The sequence below is a fragment of the Streptomyces koelreuteriae genome, from assembly GCF_018604545.1.
Taxonomy (GTDB): Bacteria; Actinomycetota; Actinomycetes; order Streptomycetales; family Streptomycetaceae; genus Streptomyces; species Streptomyces koelreuteriae.
The window spans coordinates 3581624-3597579 of the sequence record NZ_CP075896.1; the positions used below are offsets into that span (position 1 = coordinate 3581624).

Consider the following 15956-nt stretch of genomic DNA (forward strand, 5'->3'; position numbering starts at 1 on the left):
CCCTCCACGGATTGCCCGGAGGGGTCGTGGTTCAGCCTTGCCGAATCACCAGTCTGCCACCCTGCCGCTGGGCCACGACTTTGCCGGGGAGATTGATGGCTCCCTGACCGCGCCAGCCGGTGATGAGCCGGTCGACTTCTTCGATGTGGCGGGCGAACAGCGAGCCGGCCGGCGCACCGGCCGCGATGGCGGCCCGGCGCAGGACGCGGCGGCGTACGGCGGGGGGCAGGGCGTAGAGCTTCGCGCACTCCAGCACGCCGGTGGCGTCTCGGACGGTGGCCTCGGCCCGGCCGGCCCAGGCGTCGAGGGCGTCGGCGTCGTCGCGGGAGAGCTGTGCCGTGCGGGCGAGGGCTTCGACGACGCCTTTGCCGAGGGCCTTCTCCAGGGCGGGCAGGCCTTCGTGGCGCAGCCGGGAGCGGGTGTAGGCGGGGTCGGCGTTGTGGGGGTCGTCCCAGACGGGCAGGGACTGGACCATGCAGGCCTTGCGGGCGGTCTGCCGGTCGAGTTCCAGGAAGGGGCGCCGGTAGCGGCCGCCGGCCCCCGAGACCGCGGCCATTCCGGACAGGGAGCGGATGCCGGAGCCGCGGGCGAGGCCCAGGAGGACGGTCTCGGCCTGGTCGTCGCGGGTGTGGCCGAGGAGGACCGCGGTGGCGCCGTGGCGTTCGGCCGCGGTGTCGAGTGCGGTGTAGCGGGCGTCGCGGGCGGCGGCTTCGGGTCCGCCGGTGCGGCCGACGGTCACGGCGACGGAGTCGACCGGGTCGAGGCCGAGTTCGCGCAGGCGCTGGACGACTTCCGCGGCGCGGGCGTCGGAGCCGGGCTGGAGGCCGTGGTCGACGGTCACGCCGCCGGCTCTGATGCCGAGTTTGGGGGACTCGAAGGCGAGAGCGGAGGCGAGGGCCATGGAGTCGGCGCCGCCGGAGCAGGCCACGAGCACGAGCGGCGGGGGCGGCGGCTCGTGCGGGAGCGCGGCGGTGGCGCTGTGGTGTTCGGTGAGGAGGTCGTGGAGGACGCGGCGGACCGCCAGGCGTATCGCCGCGACCGCAGGATGGGGACCCATGTCCGGTTCCCTTCATGAAGTTGTCGGGGGGTGAGCCCGAGGTTCGGTCACGCAGAGTGTGTAGATGGTGACAGAACCGGGCCGTTCCCCGAGCATTGCACGCCTACCCCTGCCTCACGGTCCCTCGGACGGGTGATTGGAGGGGCGTTCGCCTGCCGTCCGCCGGTTTCCTTTCACGACCTCGCGGCGATGTTCACTACTCGGTCCTGCGGTGCACCCGCGCGACCCAGTCCGCCGGTTTGGCGATCTCCGTCTTGGTGGGGAGGGTGTTGGGCGAGGTCCACACGCGGTTGAAGCCGTCCATGCCGACCTCGTCGACGACGGCCCGTACGAAGCGTTCGCCGTCGCGGTACTGGCGGAGTTTGGCGTCCAGGCCGAGGAGCTTGCGCAGGGCCAGGTCCAGGCGGGAGGCGCCCTTGGCGCGGCGCTGCTGGAACTTCTCGCGGATCTCTCCGACGGTCGGTACGACGTCCGGGCCGACGCCGTCCATGACGAAGTCGGCGTGGCCCTCCAGGAGGGACATCACGGCGGTGAGGCGGCCGAGGATCTCCCGTTGGGCGGGGGTCTGCACGATTTCGACGAGGGAGCGGCCGCCGTCGTCCTCCTCGGCCTCGGGGCGGCCTCCGGCGAGGGTCTGGGCGGCTTCGCGTACGCGTTCCAGGACGGTCATGGGGTCGACGTCGGTCTCGCTGAGGAAGGCCTGGATCTCGCCCTCGAGGTGGTCCCGCAGCCAGGGCACGGCGGTGAACTGGGTGCGGTGGGTCTCCTCGTGGAGGCAGACCCAGAGGCGGAAGTCGTGGGGGTCGACGTCGAGTTCGCGCTCCACGTGCACGATGTTCGGGGCGACGAGCAGGAGCCGGCCGCCGCCGTTCTCCGCGGCGGGGAGGCCGGCGGTGGCGGGGGCGAAGGTCTCGTACTGGCCGAGGACGCGGGAGGCCAGGAAGGACAGCAGCATGCCCAGTTCCACGCCGGTGACCTTGCCGCCGACCGCGCTCATCACCGCGCCGCCGGGGGTGTTGCCGCGGCGGTCCTGCATCTTGTCGAGCAGGGGCTTGAGGAGTTCTCTGAAGCCGGCGACGTTCGCGCGGATCCAGCCGGGGCGGTCGACGACGAGGACGGGGGTGTCGTGTCCCTCCTCGGTGCCCAGGCGGGTGAAGCCGCGGACGTGTCCCTCCGAGGCCTTGGCGTGCCGACGCAGTTCCGCGACGACGGCGCGGGCCTCGTCCCGGCTGACGTCGGGGCCCGGCCGTACGAGCCGGGTCGCGGTCGCGACCGCGAGATTCCAGTCGACCATGCCGGTTGAAGCACCACCGATGCTCGTCATGCGTCAACCGTACGTGAGCGCTGGCCGCTGGGGCAGGGCGGCGAGGGGTGGGTGACGCCGGGGTGCGTTGTCAGGTGCTCGGCGTTCGGCGGGGTCGGCGGGGGCCGGGGTTTCTCGGCCTGTGCTCGGCGTTGCCCGCTGTGCCCACCCGTTCCGCCCCAGCAGAACGACTGCCCACAGCAGGGCAAGCGGTTATCGGCAGCCGCATTCCGACAGGGTCGTCGCCGCTCTGTCCAGGGCCTTCTGGGCTGCTTCGGGGTTGGTGGTCTCGTTGGCCATGAACGCGAAGGCGAGGAGGCGGCCGTCCTGGTCGACGAGGGTGCCCGCGAGGGTGTTGACGCCGGTCAGGGTGCCGGTCTTGGCGCGTACGACGCCGGCTGCTCCGTCCGTGTAGCGGCTGGTCAGGGTGCCGGTGAAGCCGGCGACGGGGAGGCCGGTGAGGGCCGGGCGGAGTTCGGGGTGGCCGGGGTCGGCCGCCTTGGCCAGGAGGGCGGTGAGGAGGTCCGCCGTCAGCCGGTCGGCGCGGTTCAGGCCGCTGCCGTCCTTGAAGGCGGCGCCCTTGAGAGGGAGGCCGAGCTTGCGCAGCTGCGTGCCGACGGCCCGGTCGGCGCCTTCGAAGTCGGCGCGCTCGCCGGTGGCGAGGGCGGTCTGGCGGGCGAGGGCCTCGGCGATGTCGTTGTCGCTGTTGGTCAGCATGCGTTCGACGAGGGCGGAGAGCGGGGGCGAGGAGACCGTGGCGAGGGTCTTGGCCCGGGTGGTGGCCTTGGAGGGGCCGGGGGCCGTGGTCTTGATGCCGTGGGACTTCAGGAGGTCGCCGAAGCGGTCGGCCGCGTCCTGCGCCGGGTCGGGGACGCGGGCGACGGGGCCCTTGGTCGAGTCGTCGGTGCGGGCCTCGTCGGCCATCAGGGGGCTGATGAGGGCGAGGTTGGGGTTGACCCCGATCGGGTGCTTTTCGTCGCCCGCGTAGAGGGTCGTGTCGTAGGAGAGCGTCACCTCGCGGATGCCCCGTTCGGCGAGGGATCCGGCCGTGTCGGCGGCCAGGTCGCGCAGGCTCGCCGCTCCGGCGGCGTCCTCGTGGGCGGTGAGGGTGGGGTCGCCGCCGCCGACCAGGACGACTTCCCTGGTGTCGGGTTCCAGCGCGGCGCGGGTGGTGATGCGGTGGTCGGCGCCCATGGCGGACAGCGCGGCGACGGCCGTGGCGATCTTCGTCGTGGAGGCCGGGGTGAGCGCGGCGTCGGAGCCCGTGCCGTACAGGCGCCTGCCGCTTGTGACGTCGACGACAGCGGCGGCGGGCCGGGGGCCGAGCGCGGGGTCCTCCAGCAGGGGTGTGAGGGCGCTGCTGAGGGCCCTGCCGTCGGGGGCGGACTTCACCTTGCTGACGCCGCCGAGGCCCCTGAGCACCGGGGCGGCGCTGGGGGCGGGCCGGGGCCTGCCGGGGGCGCCCGAGGTGCCGCCGTGATCTGTGCCACCCGGGCGGTTCAGGGCGGCGGCCCGGTCCCGCTCGGCCGTACGCTGACCCGAGGAGTCCCAGGGACCGGCGGCGGTCACCACACCGGCGGCCAGTGCGAGACCGGCGGTGGCGGCCCCCGCGGTGTACTGCCAGGTCTTCGGCCGCATGAGCCGCGCGACCTGCGGTTTCCCGGCCCGTGCAAGCCGCGCGACCCGTGGTTTCGCGGCCGCGGCGGCCCGGGCCAGGCGCGGTCGTACGGCACCCGCGATCCGCACCACGTGCGGTCTCGCGGACCGCCATGGCCTCAGCTCTGGCACGAACACCAGCCCCTTTCGCGATCACACACCTGCGTGAGGGACACTTAACCACCAGAACTATGTGTTGATCATGGAGGAGCCACCGGTGGAGTTCGACGTCACGATCGAGATTCCGAAGGGTTCGCGCAACAAGTACGAGGTGGACCACGAGACCGGTCGTATCCGCCTGGACCGGCGACTCTTCACCTCGACCGCCTACCCGACCGACTACGGCTTCGTCGAGAACACCCTCGGCGAGGACGGCGACCCGCTGGACGCGCTGGTCATCCTGGACGAGCCGACGTTCCCGGGCTGTCTCATCAAGTGCCGTGCGATCGGCATGTTCCGTATGACGGACGAGGCCGGTGGCGACGACAAGCTGCTGTGCGTCCCGGCGACGGACCCGCGTGTGGAGCACCTGCGGGACATCCACCACGTGTCGGAGTTCGACCGCCTGGAGATCCAGCACTTCTTCGAGGTCTACAAGGACCTCGAGCCCGGCAAGTCGGTCGAGGGTGCCGACTGGGTGGGCCGTACGGACGCCGAGGTCGAGATCGAGCGGTCCTACAAGCGTTTCAAGGAGTCGGGCGGGCACTGACCCTTCCTCGACACCCATCGGGCCGCACGCCTGCGCGTGCGGCCCGTTCGTCCGTTTGTGCGCATACTGAAGCTGTGGGGGGTACGAGGCTGACGTGTCGTACAGGGAGCGCCAGGCAGTGACGGACGCGGAGGACCGCAAGCCGAAGTCGGACGAGGCGAGGAGCAACTTCTCGCCTCCCGGTGGGGCCGCCGTCGACGGGGAGATGTCGACGACGTCGGAGTTCGCCATACCGGAAGGGCTGGCCGTCCACAGGACGGCCGGTGCGGAGGCCGAGACCACGTCGGAGTTCTCCCTGCCGCAGGGGATGGACGTCCCGCAGGCGCCCTCGGCGGAGCCGGAGGGGTCGGCGTTCACGACGCCGAGCACGTACACCGCGAAGCACGCCCTGTCCGCGTTCACCCCGCCGACCGGGATTCCCGTGGTCAGCCTGACCAAGGACGTGCCCTGGCAGGACCGGATGCGCACGATGCTGCGGATGCCGGTGGCGGAGCGGCCGGCGACGGAACCGAGCCAGCGGCACGCCGACGAGGCGGGGCCCGCGGTGCCCCGTGTGCTCGACCTGACGCTGCGTATCGGGGAGTTGCTGCTGGCGGGCGGTGAGGGCGCCGAGGACGTGGAGGCGGCCATGTTCGCCGTCTGCCGGTCCTACGGTCTGGACCGCTGCGAGCCGAACGTCACCTTCACGCTGCTGGCGATCTCCTATCAGCCGTCGCTCGTCGACGACCCGGTCACGGCGTCGCGGACCGTGCGCCGCAGGGGCACCGACTACACGCGTCTCGCGGCCGTGTACCAGCTGGTGGACGACCTCAGCGACCACGAGACCGCGGTCTCCCTGGAGGAGGCCTACCGGCGGCTGGCGGAGATCCGCCGTAACCGGCACCCCTACCCCGGCTGGGCGCTGACCGGTGCGAGCGGGCTGCTGGCCGGTGCGGCCTCCGTGCTCGTCGGCGGTGATCTGCTCGTGTTCGTCGCCGCCGCGCTGGGCGCGATGCTCGGTGACCGGCTGGCGTGGCTGTGCGCGGGGCGCGGGCTGCCGGAGTTCTACCAGTTCACGGTGGCCGCGATGCCGCCGGCCGCGATCGGGGTCGCGCTCACGCTCGTCCATGCGAACGTCAACGCGTCCGCGGTCATCACCGGTGGACTGTTCGCGCTGCTGCCCGGGCGGGCGCTGGTGGCGGGGGTACAGGACGGGCTGACCGGCTTCTACATCACCGCGTCCGCGCGTCTGCTGGAGGTTCTGTACTTCTTCGTGGGCATCGTCGCGGGTGTGCTGCTGGTGCTGTACTTCGGTGTGCAGCTGGGGGCGCGGCTGAACCCCGACGGGGCGCTCGGGATCTCCGACCAGCCGGTGCTGCTGATCGGGGCGTCGATGCTGCTGTCGCTGGCGTTCGCCGTGCTGCTTCAGCAGGAACGATCCACCGTGGTGTGGGTGACGCTGAACGGCGGTGTCGCGTGGGTCGTGTACGGCGCGATGCATCTGGCCGGGGATATCTCGCCGGTGGCGTCGACGGCCGCGGCGGCGGGGCTGGTGGGGCTGTTCGGGCAGTTGTTGTCGCGGTATCAGTTCGCTTCGGCCCTGCCGTACACGACTGCCGCGATCGGGCCCCTGCTGCCGGGTTCCGCGACGTACTTCGGTCTGCTGGCGATCGCGCAGAACGAGATCGACGAGGGGCTGGTGTCGCTGTCCAAGGCGGTGGCGCTGGCCATGGCCATCGCCATCGGGGTGAATCTGGGGTCCGAGATCTCGCGGATGTTCCTGCGGATCGGGTCCGCGGAGAAGCGGCGGGCCGCCAAGCGGACGCGAGGGTTCTAGCGCCGAGTGCCTATGGGGTCGGGGCTTCGTGTCCGTTGGCGGCTGCGGGTGGTTCGTGGCTTGTCGCGCAGTTCCCCGCGCCCCTGAAAAGCAGGTCGGTCAGTAGCCGCCGTTGTAAGGCTGCTGGTTCCCCTGCTGCTGTTGCTGGCCGTAGCCCGGGGACTGGGGGTACTGGTTGTAGTACTGCTGGTCGTTGTAGCCGTTCTGGTTGCCGTACGGCTGCTGCTGCTGGTGCGGGGGCTGGTCGTCCGGGGTGATGCGGCGGAGCTGGGTCGTGGCGTCGTCCATGGCCGGGAGCTGGGACTGGGGCGCCTGCTGGGGCGTGGCCGCCGCGCGCTTCTTCTTGGAGCGCTCGCGCAGGTACTCGATGATGATCGGGAGGACGGAGAGCAGGACGATCAGGATCAGGATCGACTCGACGTTCTTCTTGATGAAGCCGATCTGGCCGAGCCAGTAGCCCGCGAGGGTGACGCCGGTGCCCCAGGCGATGCCGCCGATCACGTTGTACGTGAGGAAGGTGCGGTACTTCATGCGGCCGGCGCCGGCGACGATCGGGGCGAAGGTGCGCACGATCGGGACGAAGCGGGCCAGGACGATCGCCTTGGGGCCGTACTTCTCCATGAACTCGTGGGCCTTGTCCAGGTTCTCCTGCTTGAAGAGCTTGGAGTTCGGCCGGTTGAAGAGCTTCGGGCCGAGGAACTTGCCGATCATGTAGCCCACTTGGTCACCGACGACGGCGGCGATCACGATCAGCGTGCAGACCAGCCACAGCGGCTGGGTGATGTAGGTGCCCTCGGCCACGAAGAGGCCGGCCGTGAACAGCAGGGAGTCGCCGGGCAGGAACGCGAAGAGTCCGGACTCCGCGAAGACGATGAGCAGGATGCCGGGCAGGCTGAACGTGGAGATCAGATAGTCCGGGCTGAGCCACTCGGGGCCGAGCGCAAGCGTGGTCACGGGGATGTGGCTCCTGCTGCTGGGGGGATACGGGCTGGGGCTGACTGCCTCAAAGTATCAACGCGGCCGTCATGGCCCAGGTTCCATGGGCGTACTCAGGATGCACTGTGGGCGGTCCCGGTCAAAGCTGTGAACCATGGGCATCGACGAATACGGCGGTGGACAGGGCCCCCGGCCCGAGGTCATCGTCGTCACCACGAACGACGTACCCGGCTACCGCGTGCGGGAGGTGCTGGGTGAGGTCTTCGGCCTGACCGTGCGCTCCCGGCACCTGGGGAGCCAGATCGGTGCCGGGCTGAAGTCGATGGTCGGCGGCGAGCTGCGCGGGCTGACCAAGACGCTCGTGCAGACCCGCAACCAGGCCATGGAGCGGCTCGTCGAGCAGGCACGCGCGCGTGGAGCCAACGGGGTGCTCGCGTTCCGCTTCGATGTGACGGAGGCGGCGGACGTGGGCACGGAGGTGTGCGCGTACGGCACGGCCGTGGTGATCGAGCTCGATCACACAGGGTGACAGGAGTTTCCCCGGTGGTAGCCGTATCCCCTCGGGGTCAGTCCTCGTGCCCCGCCTTTCCGGACAGCTCCGCGCGCTCGTCCCGCTGGGCGAAGACGTAGAGCAGCGCCGGGTGGGTGGCGCCGAAGGCCAGCACGAAGCGGTTGAGGCCCATGAACTGCCCGATCCCCAGGTGGAACAGCGTCATGGAGCCGAGATAGGCCTTCGCGGCGGGCCTGGGCAGGACGAAGACCAGCGGGAAGGAGACCTCCGCGGCGATCGTCCCCCAGGTCACGAGCTTGCCCACCGTCGGGTACTTGTGCACGAGCCGGTAGACGCGCTGGTCGCCGTAGTTGCGCGTACGGATGACGCCGCTGAACGCCTCTCCGCTGAGCCACACCGGGGAGACGAGTTTGACCACACCGGAGGCGACGTAGGAGATGCTCGTCTCCAGGGCCAGTGCGCGCATGGCCACGTCGCGGGCCTTGTCGCCGTCCTTGAAGGTGCCGGTCGAGGCGAGGGCGATGTTGATGACCTGCTGGAGCTGGTCGGCGCCGTCCCCGCCGAAGGGGGAGCGCAGGCGTCCGGCCGCGCCCGTGGCCGCGAGGACGGCGCTGCCCGCGGTGCGTACCGCGCGCTTGTGGCCCCAGATCAGGGTGGCGGCGGAAGCACCCGCCTGTATCCCGTAGAGGGCGACCGCCGCCTGCTTGGATTCGAGGGCGCGGGTCAGCCGGGGAAAGCGCTTGGCGAACTTGGGGCGCATGTTCGCGAGCTGCCCGCTCAGCATTTCGCCTTCTTCGAACTTACGCGTCTGGCTCAGCATTTCGAGTGCGGAGACCAGCGTACCCAGCGAAGCCACTCGGCGTGCCGTGACCTCGGGCGGAGCGCTGAGGAACATGGATGGGTGCTCCCGATGGTGTGATGCGAGTACGGTGGATACGAAAAGCGGCGGCACGGTATGCGTATCGGGCGTACCGTGCCGCCGCGTCTTTCATCGGACGGAGCTAGCGATGCCGGTCAGCATCGCCCGCCGGCCGGCCGTTCAGCCCGCGAGGTCGTTGGTGACCTCGTTGAAGGCGTAGGCGGTCGCGGCGGTCACGGCGACACCCTCGGGGGTCGCGATGGTGGCCGTCGGGGTGAGCATGGTCGGGGTCGCCTCGTTGCCGATACGGCCCGGGGTCACGTCCGCCAGCTCGGTGTTGGCGAAGTCAGCCACAACAGACATTGTTGTCCTCTTTCTCTGAGAAAAGCTCTTCAGCGAGTTCTCCAGCCGTTCGGCGGGAGGGCGCGGACTCACGCGGCACATGAGGTGCCGAGTGAGCGCGCGGCTTCCAGTCGAGGGGGTCGATCGACTCGCTATGCGGCGATGCGCGAGGGCGCGTCGGCCGGGGTGACGTCTCCCTCCAGGGGGAATTCCATGGAGACGAAGACGGGTTCGATGTTCCGGTCGTCCGGGCTGGTGGGGTACGAGTGCAGCAGCATGAACTGGCTGTGCGTGGCGCCCTCGGCGTGCGGCAGATGGAGCTGGATGTAGCGGGCCAGCAGCCGGTACCCGGTCGCCGTCGTCACCGGAAGCACCTCGGATCCGAAGGCGACCGCGTGGGTCAGGGCGTGCTGGGTCGCGTCGAACAGGGCCTTCGGGCTGCGGTTGCGGGCGTTCCAGGCCAGTGCGTACCACGGCCGGTCCTGGACGATGGGGACCTCAGTCCACTCACCGGGCTCGCCGTCGTCGAGGTCTCGGTAGAGAAGGTGGTTGTCCTTGACGCCGGGGTTCGGCCCGAAGAAGCGCCAGTTCGGGGTCGGTATGCGCAGCCTCCCGCGGCTCAGGAGGCCGTCGAAGCGCTGCTCGGGGATCTGTGCCACGGCCGTCGCGACCAGCCAGACGGCGAGCGACGTCGTGACGGCGGCGACCTTCACGCGTTCGGCGTTCGGCTTCGTGATCATGCCAACTCCTCCTCCCGCTCGGCGGTGCTGTCGACGGACCGGAGTTTCCTGGTGGACGGCCGCCAGGACGTCCCGAGCGGCTCGGAGGGAGGTTCGCCGGCGAGCAGCTCCGCCACCTCCTCGGCGTGCGGACGCACGGAGAGCAGGGACTCGTGATCGGAGCCGGCGACGAAGTGGTGCCGGGCCCGCTGGGAGATGACGGCCAGCCTGGCCTGGATACCGGCGTGCAGGGTGTTGTCGCCGATGTTGTTCTCCGCCGTGATGACCGTCAACGGGCAGTCGAGGTCGGTCAGTTGCGGATAGGTCATGGCGTCCCGGTACTCCCGGTGGGCCGTGGCCCAGGTGCGGGGCGTCGCCTGGAACGCCCGGTAGCTCCGGTTGATGTCCGGGCGGTACTGCCGGTTGCGGTTCATGGCGGGACGGAAGACCGACAGACCGCTGCCGGCGAACACCTGCTCCATCACCATCCGCTGGTTGGACCAGCGGTCGACGTCGGTCCGGCGGGCATGGCGCAGGCTCACCACCTCGGTGGCGTCGATCATGACCACGTGCGTCACGCCCTCGGACGCGTCCGGATGCAGGGCGGCGTAGGCCGCGACGAGATAGCCGCCCAGCGAGTGGCCCGCCAGGACGAGCGGGAGGCCCGCGACGTAGGTGTCGCGCAGTTCCTGCAGCAGCTCGAAGTGCCGGTCCAGGCCGTAGCGGGTGTCCGGGGTGCTGAGCCCGTAGCCGGGGCGGTTGAACCGCACATATCCCATGTCCGCGGGAAGTGCGCCACAGACCCAGTCCCAGTATTCCTGAGGCGCGCCCATGCCGTTGTCGAGCAGAACGGCGCGCTGTGCCCGCGGAGGGATGTGGACATCGACCTCGACAAGGCTGCCGTCCGGTCTTTCGTGCAGTCGATAGCGACGCGCACGCTCGCGTTTGCCGGTGAATCTCGTAACCGCACCGGTCAGAAGGCCGGCGCCGGCCAATCCAGAAATGCCGACGGCAAACTGACGCTCCAAAGACGCCACATTCCCTCCCCCGTGATGTGAAGTGACTGTCTGCCCGGAAGGCTAACACGCAATCCCGGGCTCAATTTATGAGTTAATTGACGAGCCGACCCGGGCGTGTTCCCTCACGGCGCTGCGGCGGGCGCAGGGCCGTACTCCGGCCGTACTTCCGCAGTTCCATGTAGAGTTCGCCGATCGTCACCTTGAGCATGGCGTTCTCTTTTGCCAGCTCGGCCATGCGGGACGCTTCCTCGGTGGGTTTTCCACCCTCGCCGGCCAGGCCGCTGCGGCCGCCCTCAATAAACTGACGGCGCCAGTTCGACACCGATTGCTCGGACACTCCTGCTTCTCTGGCGGCTTCCGCCGCCGTGATTTCACCGCTCATCACTCTGACCACCAGGCCGAGTTTCTTGTCTACCGGAAGTACTGGCGGACGCCCCACGTGCAACCCCCTTATAGCCAACCTTGTGGTGTGTGCGGTGCGCTCAGGGTTTGACGTAGGAGCACATGAACATGGGCGCCTCGTGGCTGTAAGGGGTGCCGTCCCAGCGGGACATGTGGCTCTCGGGCTCCAGGCCGGCCGCGCGGGCGTAGCCGTCGACGTCCTCCGGGGTCGTCAGCCGGGTGAGTTCGCTGCCCACCCGGGTGGTGCCGTCGGCCTGGTACAGGATGTGCGAGCAGTGCCACAGGCTGCCGTCGAGCAGGGTGGAGTGGGTCTGCACACCCGTCCCGGGCTCCGGGTAGGGCACGAAGTAGGTGGTGCGGGTCCGGCCCTCGTGAAGGTCCAGGATCGGCGGCTTGTTGTGCGTCTCGACGATCAGCCGTCCGCCGGGAAGCAGCAGGTCGGCGGCGCGCTGGACGGCCTGTTGCTGATCCGCGGGAGTGGTCAGGCACGACAGGGTCGCGCAGACGCAGTACACCAGCCCGTAGCGGGCGTCCGAGGTGTAGGTGCGGATGTCCCCGTGCACCGGGGTGACGTCGCCGCCGTCCTTGAGCTTGACGCGCAATGCGTCCAGCATCTCCGGAGAGGAGTCCACGCCGGTCACCCGGCCGACACTTCGGGACAGCGGAACGGCGATCCGGCCGGTGCCGACACCGAATTCAAGGGTCCCCGCCTCGGGAGCGGGGTGGCGCTCCTGCAATCCCTTTACAGCCTCGGCGGTAATCCTGTCATCCGGGATCAGCCGGTCGTACCACCCTTCGAACTGTCTGCCGTAGCCTATGTCTTCAACTCCGGTCACCACAGAATTCCCCGTTCATGATGTCCCCACTGCCATACCGATGGGAGCGTCATGAAGCCGAGGAGTTGGAGCCGGGCAAGACGTGGGATGCCGGCTACAGCGGTTGCGGAATGCTCCGCGACCACCCGCGTGAATAGTCAGACAGCACGGTAACGCCTCAACGGAGCTTGTGGGGAGCTTCGTTGGCACCACCGTACCAAAGCGATATGGCCAGTTCCATGGATTTTGGCCAACGATTGCCAAGCAGCGCGCCATGCATTTATCCGGGACGCTGGAATGCAAGTGGTGCCGAATCGGGCGCCAAGTCGGGTACCTCACATATCCCGAAACAATGGCGGAGGGCGGAGAGGGCGGCGAGGTATCCAGACATTCCGTGCACACCGGGACCCGGCGGAGTGGACGCGGAGCACAGGAAGACCCCGGGCAGCGGGGTGCGGTAGGGGTCGAGGCGCGGGAGGGGCCGGGCGATGCTCTGGTAGAGCGTCATCGCCCCCGAACCGATGTCCCCGCCCACGTAGTTGGGGTTGTAGGTCTCGTACGCGGCGGCAGCGACGGAACGGTGGGCGATGACCGTGTCCCCGAACCCGGGGGCGTAGCGCTCGATGCGGGCCCGTACCAGGTCGTAGGGGTCGATGGGGTCGCCGTTCGGGACATGCGCGTACGCCCACACCGGGCGCTTGCCGGGCAGGGCCCGCCCGGGGTCGGCCACCGCCGGGTCGACCACGAGGACGAACGGCTTCCCCGTGCGCACCCCGCGGGCGTTCGCGGTCTCCTGGCGCACCATCTCGGCGTGTGTGCCGCCCAGATGCACGGTTCCGGCGCGGCCCACCGCCGGATCGGCCCAGGGGATCGGCTCGGAGACCAGGAAGTCGACCTTGGCGGCGCCCGGGCCGTAGCGGAACCGCTCCAGGCCGCGCGCGTAGGCCCGGGGCAGCCGGCCGCCCGCGAGGGCCAGCAGGCCCTTGGGGCTGGTGTCGAGCAACACCACGCGTGCGCCGCGCAGTTCGGCCAGGTCCTTCACATGGTGTCCGGTGTGGAAGACGCCGCCGTGTGCCGTGATGTCCTCGGCCAGCGCCTCGGCGATCCGTCCGCTGCCACCGCGCGGCAGCGGCCACCCCGTCCCGTGCGCCAGGTGGCCCAGCAGCATGGCCACCCCCGCGGACGCCAGGCTCGGCAGCTTGCCGACCGCGTGCGCGGCGACGCCGGTGAGCAGGGCGGGCGCCTCCTCGCCGCGGAAGAGCGCGGCGCCGAGTCCGCTGCCGTGGAGCGCTGCCCGGCTCGCCAGCAGCAGGGCCGCCGCGGAGGTCCGCGGCAGGGTGCGCGGCCCGGACAGGACGAGGTCGACGACCTCCTCGCTGCGTTCGAGCAGCGGGCCCATGAGGCGGCGCCAGGCAGGGCCGTCGGCGCCCAGGTGCTCGCAGGTCCTCGCCAGAGAGCGGTGGGCCAGGGCGGCGCGGCCCCCGTCGAGCGGATGGGCGTAGGCGATCTCGGGCCGCAGGAGCTCGACCCCGCGGGCGGGCAGGTCGAACGCGCGGAGGAACGGGGAGGCGGCGGCCATGGGGTGGACGGCGGAGCAGAGGTCGTGCACCACCCCGGAGTCGAAGAGGGAGGCGGTGCGCAGCCCTCCCCCGATGCTGTCGGCCGCCTCGTGGAGTTCCACGCGCAGACCGGCACGGGCCAGGACCACGCCGGCCGCGAGGCCGTTGGGTCCGGTGCCCACGATGGCGACGTCGGTGGTGCTCACCAGTGCTCCTCACTCTTGACGGGCCGAAGCTGCATCGTCTGCTCGGCGAGTCCGGCGTACGACGGCCAGCCGACGGCGATGGAGGGCGGCGGCGCCCACGGTTCCACCGGTACGGGGCGGGGCGCCGGGGCGACGGGGCCGGGCTCGGCGTGCAGTTGCGAGCCGGCCAGGCGCCGGTAGAGCTCGTCGCGCTCCATCAGGTCCTGGTGCACTCCGGTGGCCCGGACCCTGCCCGCTTCCATCACCACGATCTGGTCGGCGTCGATCACCGTGGAGATCCGGTGCGCGATGGCGATGACCGCGCAGTGCCGGGAGACCCGGCGCAGCACCTCGCGGAAGTCCCGCTCCGAGTCGGAGTCCAGGTTGGAGGTGGCCTCGTCCAGCAGCATCACCGCGGGCTGCTGGAGCAGCGTGCGGGCGATGCACAGGCGCTGGCGCTGTCCGCCGGACAACCCGCTGCCCTGGTCGCCGAGTTCGGTGTCCAGGCCGCGCGGGAGCTGGGCGATCACCGAGGTGAGGCCGGCCATCTCCACCGCCTCCCGGATGGCGGCGTCACCGGCGTGCGGGTTGGCGTAGGTCAGGTTCTCCCGGATGGTGCCGCGCATCGCGGCGCTGTCCTGCTGGACGTAGCCCACCAGAGCGCGGACCGTGTCGAGGGGCAGCGCCTCGATGTCTCGTCCGCCGAGCCGGACGAGGCCGCCGTCCACCGGGTAGAAGCGTTCGATGAGCTGGAACATGGTGGTCTTGCCCGCGCCCGAGGGCCCGACCACCGCCGTCAGCCCCCGGGTCGGCACGCTGAACGAGACGCCGTCGAGGACCTGCGTCCGCTCCTCCCGCTTGCCTCGCCGGTAGGCGAAGCGCACATCGTGGAACTCGACCGCCGGCCAGTGCGGGGCGAGCTGCCCGGGGAGTGCGGGGCCCGGCGCGCCGGCCGCGGTGTCGCCCTCCTGGGGCAGGCGGGCGAGTTCGTCCACCCGCTGGATGGCGGCCCGGCCCTGGACGAGCTGGCCCACCCCCATGAAGAGCATCACCAGCGGCGACACGAGTTGGAAGAGATACATGATGAACGTGGTCAGAGAGGCCATGTCCATCTCGCCACGGGCCACCCAGGCCATCCCGACGCCCACGACGACGGCCAGGGCGCCTTGCGTGCCGACGTTCATGGAGGGCATCAGCAGCGCGTTGTAGGCGTTGACCCGGATGCCCGAACGCCGTGTGCTCTCGGCGAGTTCGCCGATGCGGGCGGCCTCACGGGACTCGGCGCGGGACGCCTTCACCGTGGGCAGCGCGGAGAGCACGCGCTGGATGCCCCCGGCGAAGGCGCCGGTGTCGTCCCGGTTCTGCAGAGCGGCCTTGCGGAGCTTGCGGGCGAGCGCGACGGAGACGACGCTGGCGGTGCCCAGGCAGCCCATGGTGATGACCATCAGCCACAGATCGATGAGGAACATCAGCACGATGCCGCCGACGACCGTGGCGCCGCTGACGATCAGCTGGGCGAGGCTCTGCGCGAGGGCGATTCTCGCCAGTGAGGTATCGGTGACCGTGCGGGTGAAGATATCGCCCTGCGACTCTTTTCCGAACGCGGTGAGATCGGCGCGCAGAAGTCGTCCGACCAGGATCCGGCGAACGTCGAAGACGATATTCTCCCCGGCCCGCCCGATGACATAGGCCTGGAGCGAGGAGAAGAGCGCGCCCGCGCAGAAGAGGCCGACGAGTTGGGCGACGGGGCCGGTCATCGAGGCTCCCCCGCCCGCCGCCACGATCAGGTTGCCGATGGCCCAGGGCTGGGCGAGCGAGGCGCCCACCCCCAGCAGGCCGAGCAGCACCCCCGCGCACAGCAGCCCGGTGTGCTGCCTGGCGACGCTCGCCACCGACTCCGCGCCGTGCGGGCCCCTGACGTCCGGGCTCGCGTTTCTCACGTGACTCGCCACAAGCGCTCCCCCCGCTTTGTTCGAAAGCTAACACGCCCCTTCCGGCCTAAAGTTATGAGTAGATTGACTGATCGGCGGGTGGCCCGTCGCATTACCTGAAGAATCAAAGGGCCCCA

At 70.3% G+C, this 15956-nt stretch carries 16 protein-coding genes; 4 read left to right on the plus strand and 12 right to left on the minus strand.

The annotated features are described in order from the left end of the window. Nucleotides 1–31 precede the first annotated feature (31 nt). The 3 genes from tilS to dacB form a co-directional block, all read right to left on the minus strand. Nucleotides 32–1057: a tRNA lysidine(34) synthetase TilS gene (gene tilS / locus KJK29_RS15925; protein ID WP_215119825.1), complete on the minus strand. Its 1026-nt coding sequence runs from the start codon at nt 1055–1057 to the stop codon at nt 32–34. A 196-nt stretch (nt 1058–1253) separates the two neighbouring features. Next, nucleotides 1254–2381, minus strand: a complete 1128-nt coding sequence (locus KJK29_RS15930; RefSeq protein ID WP_215119826.1) for a zinc-dependent metalloprotease — start codon at nt 2379–2381, stop codon at nt 1254–1256. Nucleotides 2382–2573: 192 nt separating this feature from the next. Then, nucleotides 2574–4154 carry a D-alanyl-D-alanine carboxypeptidase/D-alanyl-D-alanine endopeptidase gene (dacB, locus tag KJK29_RS15935; protein ID WP_215119827.1) on the minus strand — a complete coding sequence of 527 codons (1581 nt, stop codon included), beginning with the start codon at nt 4152–4154 and terminating at the stop codon, nt 2574–2576. A 79-nt stretch (nt 4155–4233) separates the two neighbouring features. Here dacB and KJK29_RS15940 point away from each other — a divergent pair, with 79 nt between their 5' ends. Next, nucleotides 4234–4725, plus strand: coding sequence for an inorganic diphosphatase (locus KJK29_RS15940; protein WP_215119828.1), 492 nt, complete (start codon nt 4234–4236; stop codon nt 4723–4725). A gap of 118 nt (nt 4726–4843) precedes the next feature. Continuing rightward, nucleotides 4844–6541 (plus strand): threonine/serine exporter family protein, encoded by a 1698-nt coding sequence (locus KJK29_RS15945; protein WP_215119829.1) that lies wholly within the window; start codon nt 4844–4846, stop codon nt 6539–6541. A 99-nt stretch (nt 6542–6640) separates the two neighbouring features. Here KJK29_RS15945 and KJK29_RS15950 read toward each other — a convergent pair whose 3' ends face one another. Continuing rightward, a complete protein-coding gene (locus KJK29_RS15950; RefSeq protein ID WP_215119830.1) occupies nt 6641–7495 on the minus strand; it encodes a DedA family protein in 855 nt (284 codons plus the stop codon). Between the two features lie 136 nt (nt 7496–7631). Here KJK29_RS15950 and KJK29_RS15955 point away from each other — a divergent pair, with 136 nt between their 5' ends. After that, nucleotides 7632–8006, plus strand: coding sequence for a YbjQ family protein (locus KJK29_RS15955; RefSeq protein ID WP_215119831.1), 375 nt, complete (start codon nt 7632–7634; stop codon nt 8004–8006). A 37-nt stretch (nt 8007–8043) separates the two neighbouring features. On the opposite strand, the gene KJK29_RS15960 is transcribed toward KJK29_RS15955, so the two are convergent. The 4 genes from KJK29_RS15960 to KJK29_RS15975 form a co-directional block, all read right to left on the minus strand. After that, nucleotides 8044–8772 carry a hypothetical protein gene (locus KJK29_RS15960; protein WP_251057815.1) on the minus strand — a complete coding sequence of 243 codons (729 nt, stop codon included), beginning with the start codon at nt 8770–8772 and terminating at the stop codon, nt 8044–8046. A gap of 255 nt (nt 8773–9027) precedes the next feature. After that, on the minus strand, nt 9028–9210 hold the full coding sequence (locus tag KJK29_RS15965) for a linaridin family RiPP (protein WP_215119833.1): 183 nt from the start codon (nt 9208–9210) through the stop codon (nt 9028–9030). Nucleotides 9211–9341: 131 nt separating this feature from the next. Then, complete coding sequence (locus KJK29_RS15970; protein ID WP_215119834.1) at nt 9342–9929, minus strand: hypothetical protein; 588 nt, start codon at nt 9927–9929, stop codon at nt 9342–9344. Continuing rightward, nucleotides 9926–10828: an alpha/beta fold hydrolase gene (locus tag KJK29_RS15975; RefSeq protein ID WP_251058102.1), complete on the minus strand. Its 903-nt coding sequence runs from the start codon at nt 10826–10828 to the stop codon at nt 9926–9928. Before KJK29_RS15975 ends, KJK29_RS15970 begins: the two co-directional genes overlap by 4 nt. Between KJK29_RS15975 and KJK29_RS38830 the strand changes: the two genes are divergently transcribed. Next, nucleotides 10784–10966 carry a hypothetical protein gene (locus KJK29_RS38830; RefSeq protein WP_251058169.1) on the plus strand — a complete coding sequence of 61 codons (183 nt, stop codon included), beginning with the start codon at nt 10784–10786 and terminating at the stop codon, nt 10964–10966. The two genes, KJK29_RS15975 and KJK29_RS38830, sit on opposite strands and share 45 nt — an antisense overlap. Nucleotides 10967–11018: 52 nt before the next feature. On the opposite strand, the gene KJK29_RS15980 is transcribed toward KJK29_RS38830, so the two are convergent. From KJK29_RS15980 to KJK29_RS15995, 4 genes are all read right to left on the minus strand, one after another. Then, nucleotides 11019–11366, minus strand: coding sequence for a helix-turn-helix domain-containing protein (locus KJK29_RS15980; RefSeq protein ID WP_215119836.1), 348 nt, complete (start codon nt 11364–11366; stop codon nt 11019–11021). Between the two features lie 43 nt (nt 11367–11409). Next, on the minus strand, nt 11410–12066 hold the full coding sequence (locus tag KJK29_RS15985; RefSeq protein WP_321170473.1) for a class I SAM-dependent methyltransferase: 657 nt from the start codon (nt 12064–12066) through the stop codon (nt 11410–11412). Nucleotides 12067–12424: 358 nt separating this feature from the next. Then, on the minus strand, nt 12425–13909 hold the full coding sequence (locus KJK29_RS15990) for a phytoene desaturase family protein (protein WP_215119838.1): 1485 nt from the start codon (nt 13907–13909) through the stop codon (nt 12425–12427). Then, on the minus strand, nt 13906–15840 hold the full coding sequence (locus KJK29_RS15995; protein WP_251057816.1) for an ABC transporter ATP-binding protein: 1935 nt from the start codon (nt 15838–15840) through the stop codon (nt 13906–13908). The genes KJK29_RS15990 and KJK29_RS15995 overlap by 4 nt, the downstream gene beginning before the upstream one ends. Nucleotides 15841–15956: the final 116 nt, after the last annotated feature.

Excerpts from the sequence above, each read along its gene's own strand:
- tilS (WP_215119825.1), bottom strand. The coding sequence starts at position 1,057 with ATGGGTCCCCATCCTGCGGTCGCGGCGATACGCCTGGCGGTCCGCCGC.
- KJK29_RS15930 (WP_215119826.1), bottom strand. The coding sequence starts at position 2,381 with ATGACGAGCATCGGTGGTGCTTCAACCGGCATGGTCGACTGGAATCTC.
- KJK29_RS15955 (WP_215119831.1), top strand. The coding sequence starts at position 7,632 with ATGGGCATCGACGAATACGGCGGTGGACAGGGCCCCCGGCCCGAGGTC.
- KJK29_RS15960 (WP_251057815.1), bottom strand. The coding sequence starts at position 8,772 with ATGCTGAGCGGGCAGCTCGCGAACATGCGCCCCAAGTTCGCCAAGCGC.
- KJK29_RS15965 (WP_215119833.1), bottom strand. The coding sequence starts at position 9,210 with ATGTCTGTTGTGGCTGACTTCGCCAACACCGAGCTGGCGGACGTGACC.
- KJK29_RS15970 (WP_215119834.1), bottom strand. The coding sequence starts at position 9,929 with ATGATCACGAAGCCGAACGCCGAACGCGTGAAGGTCGCCGCCGTCACG.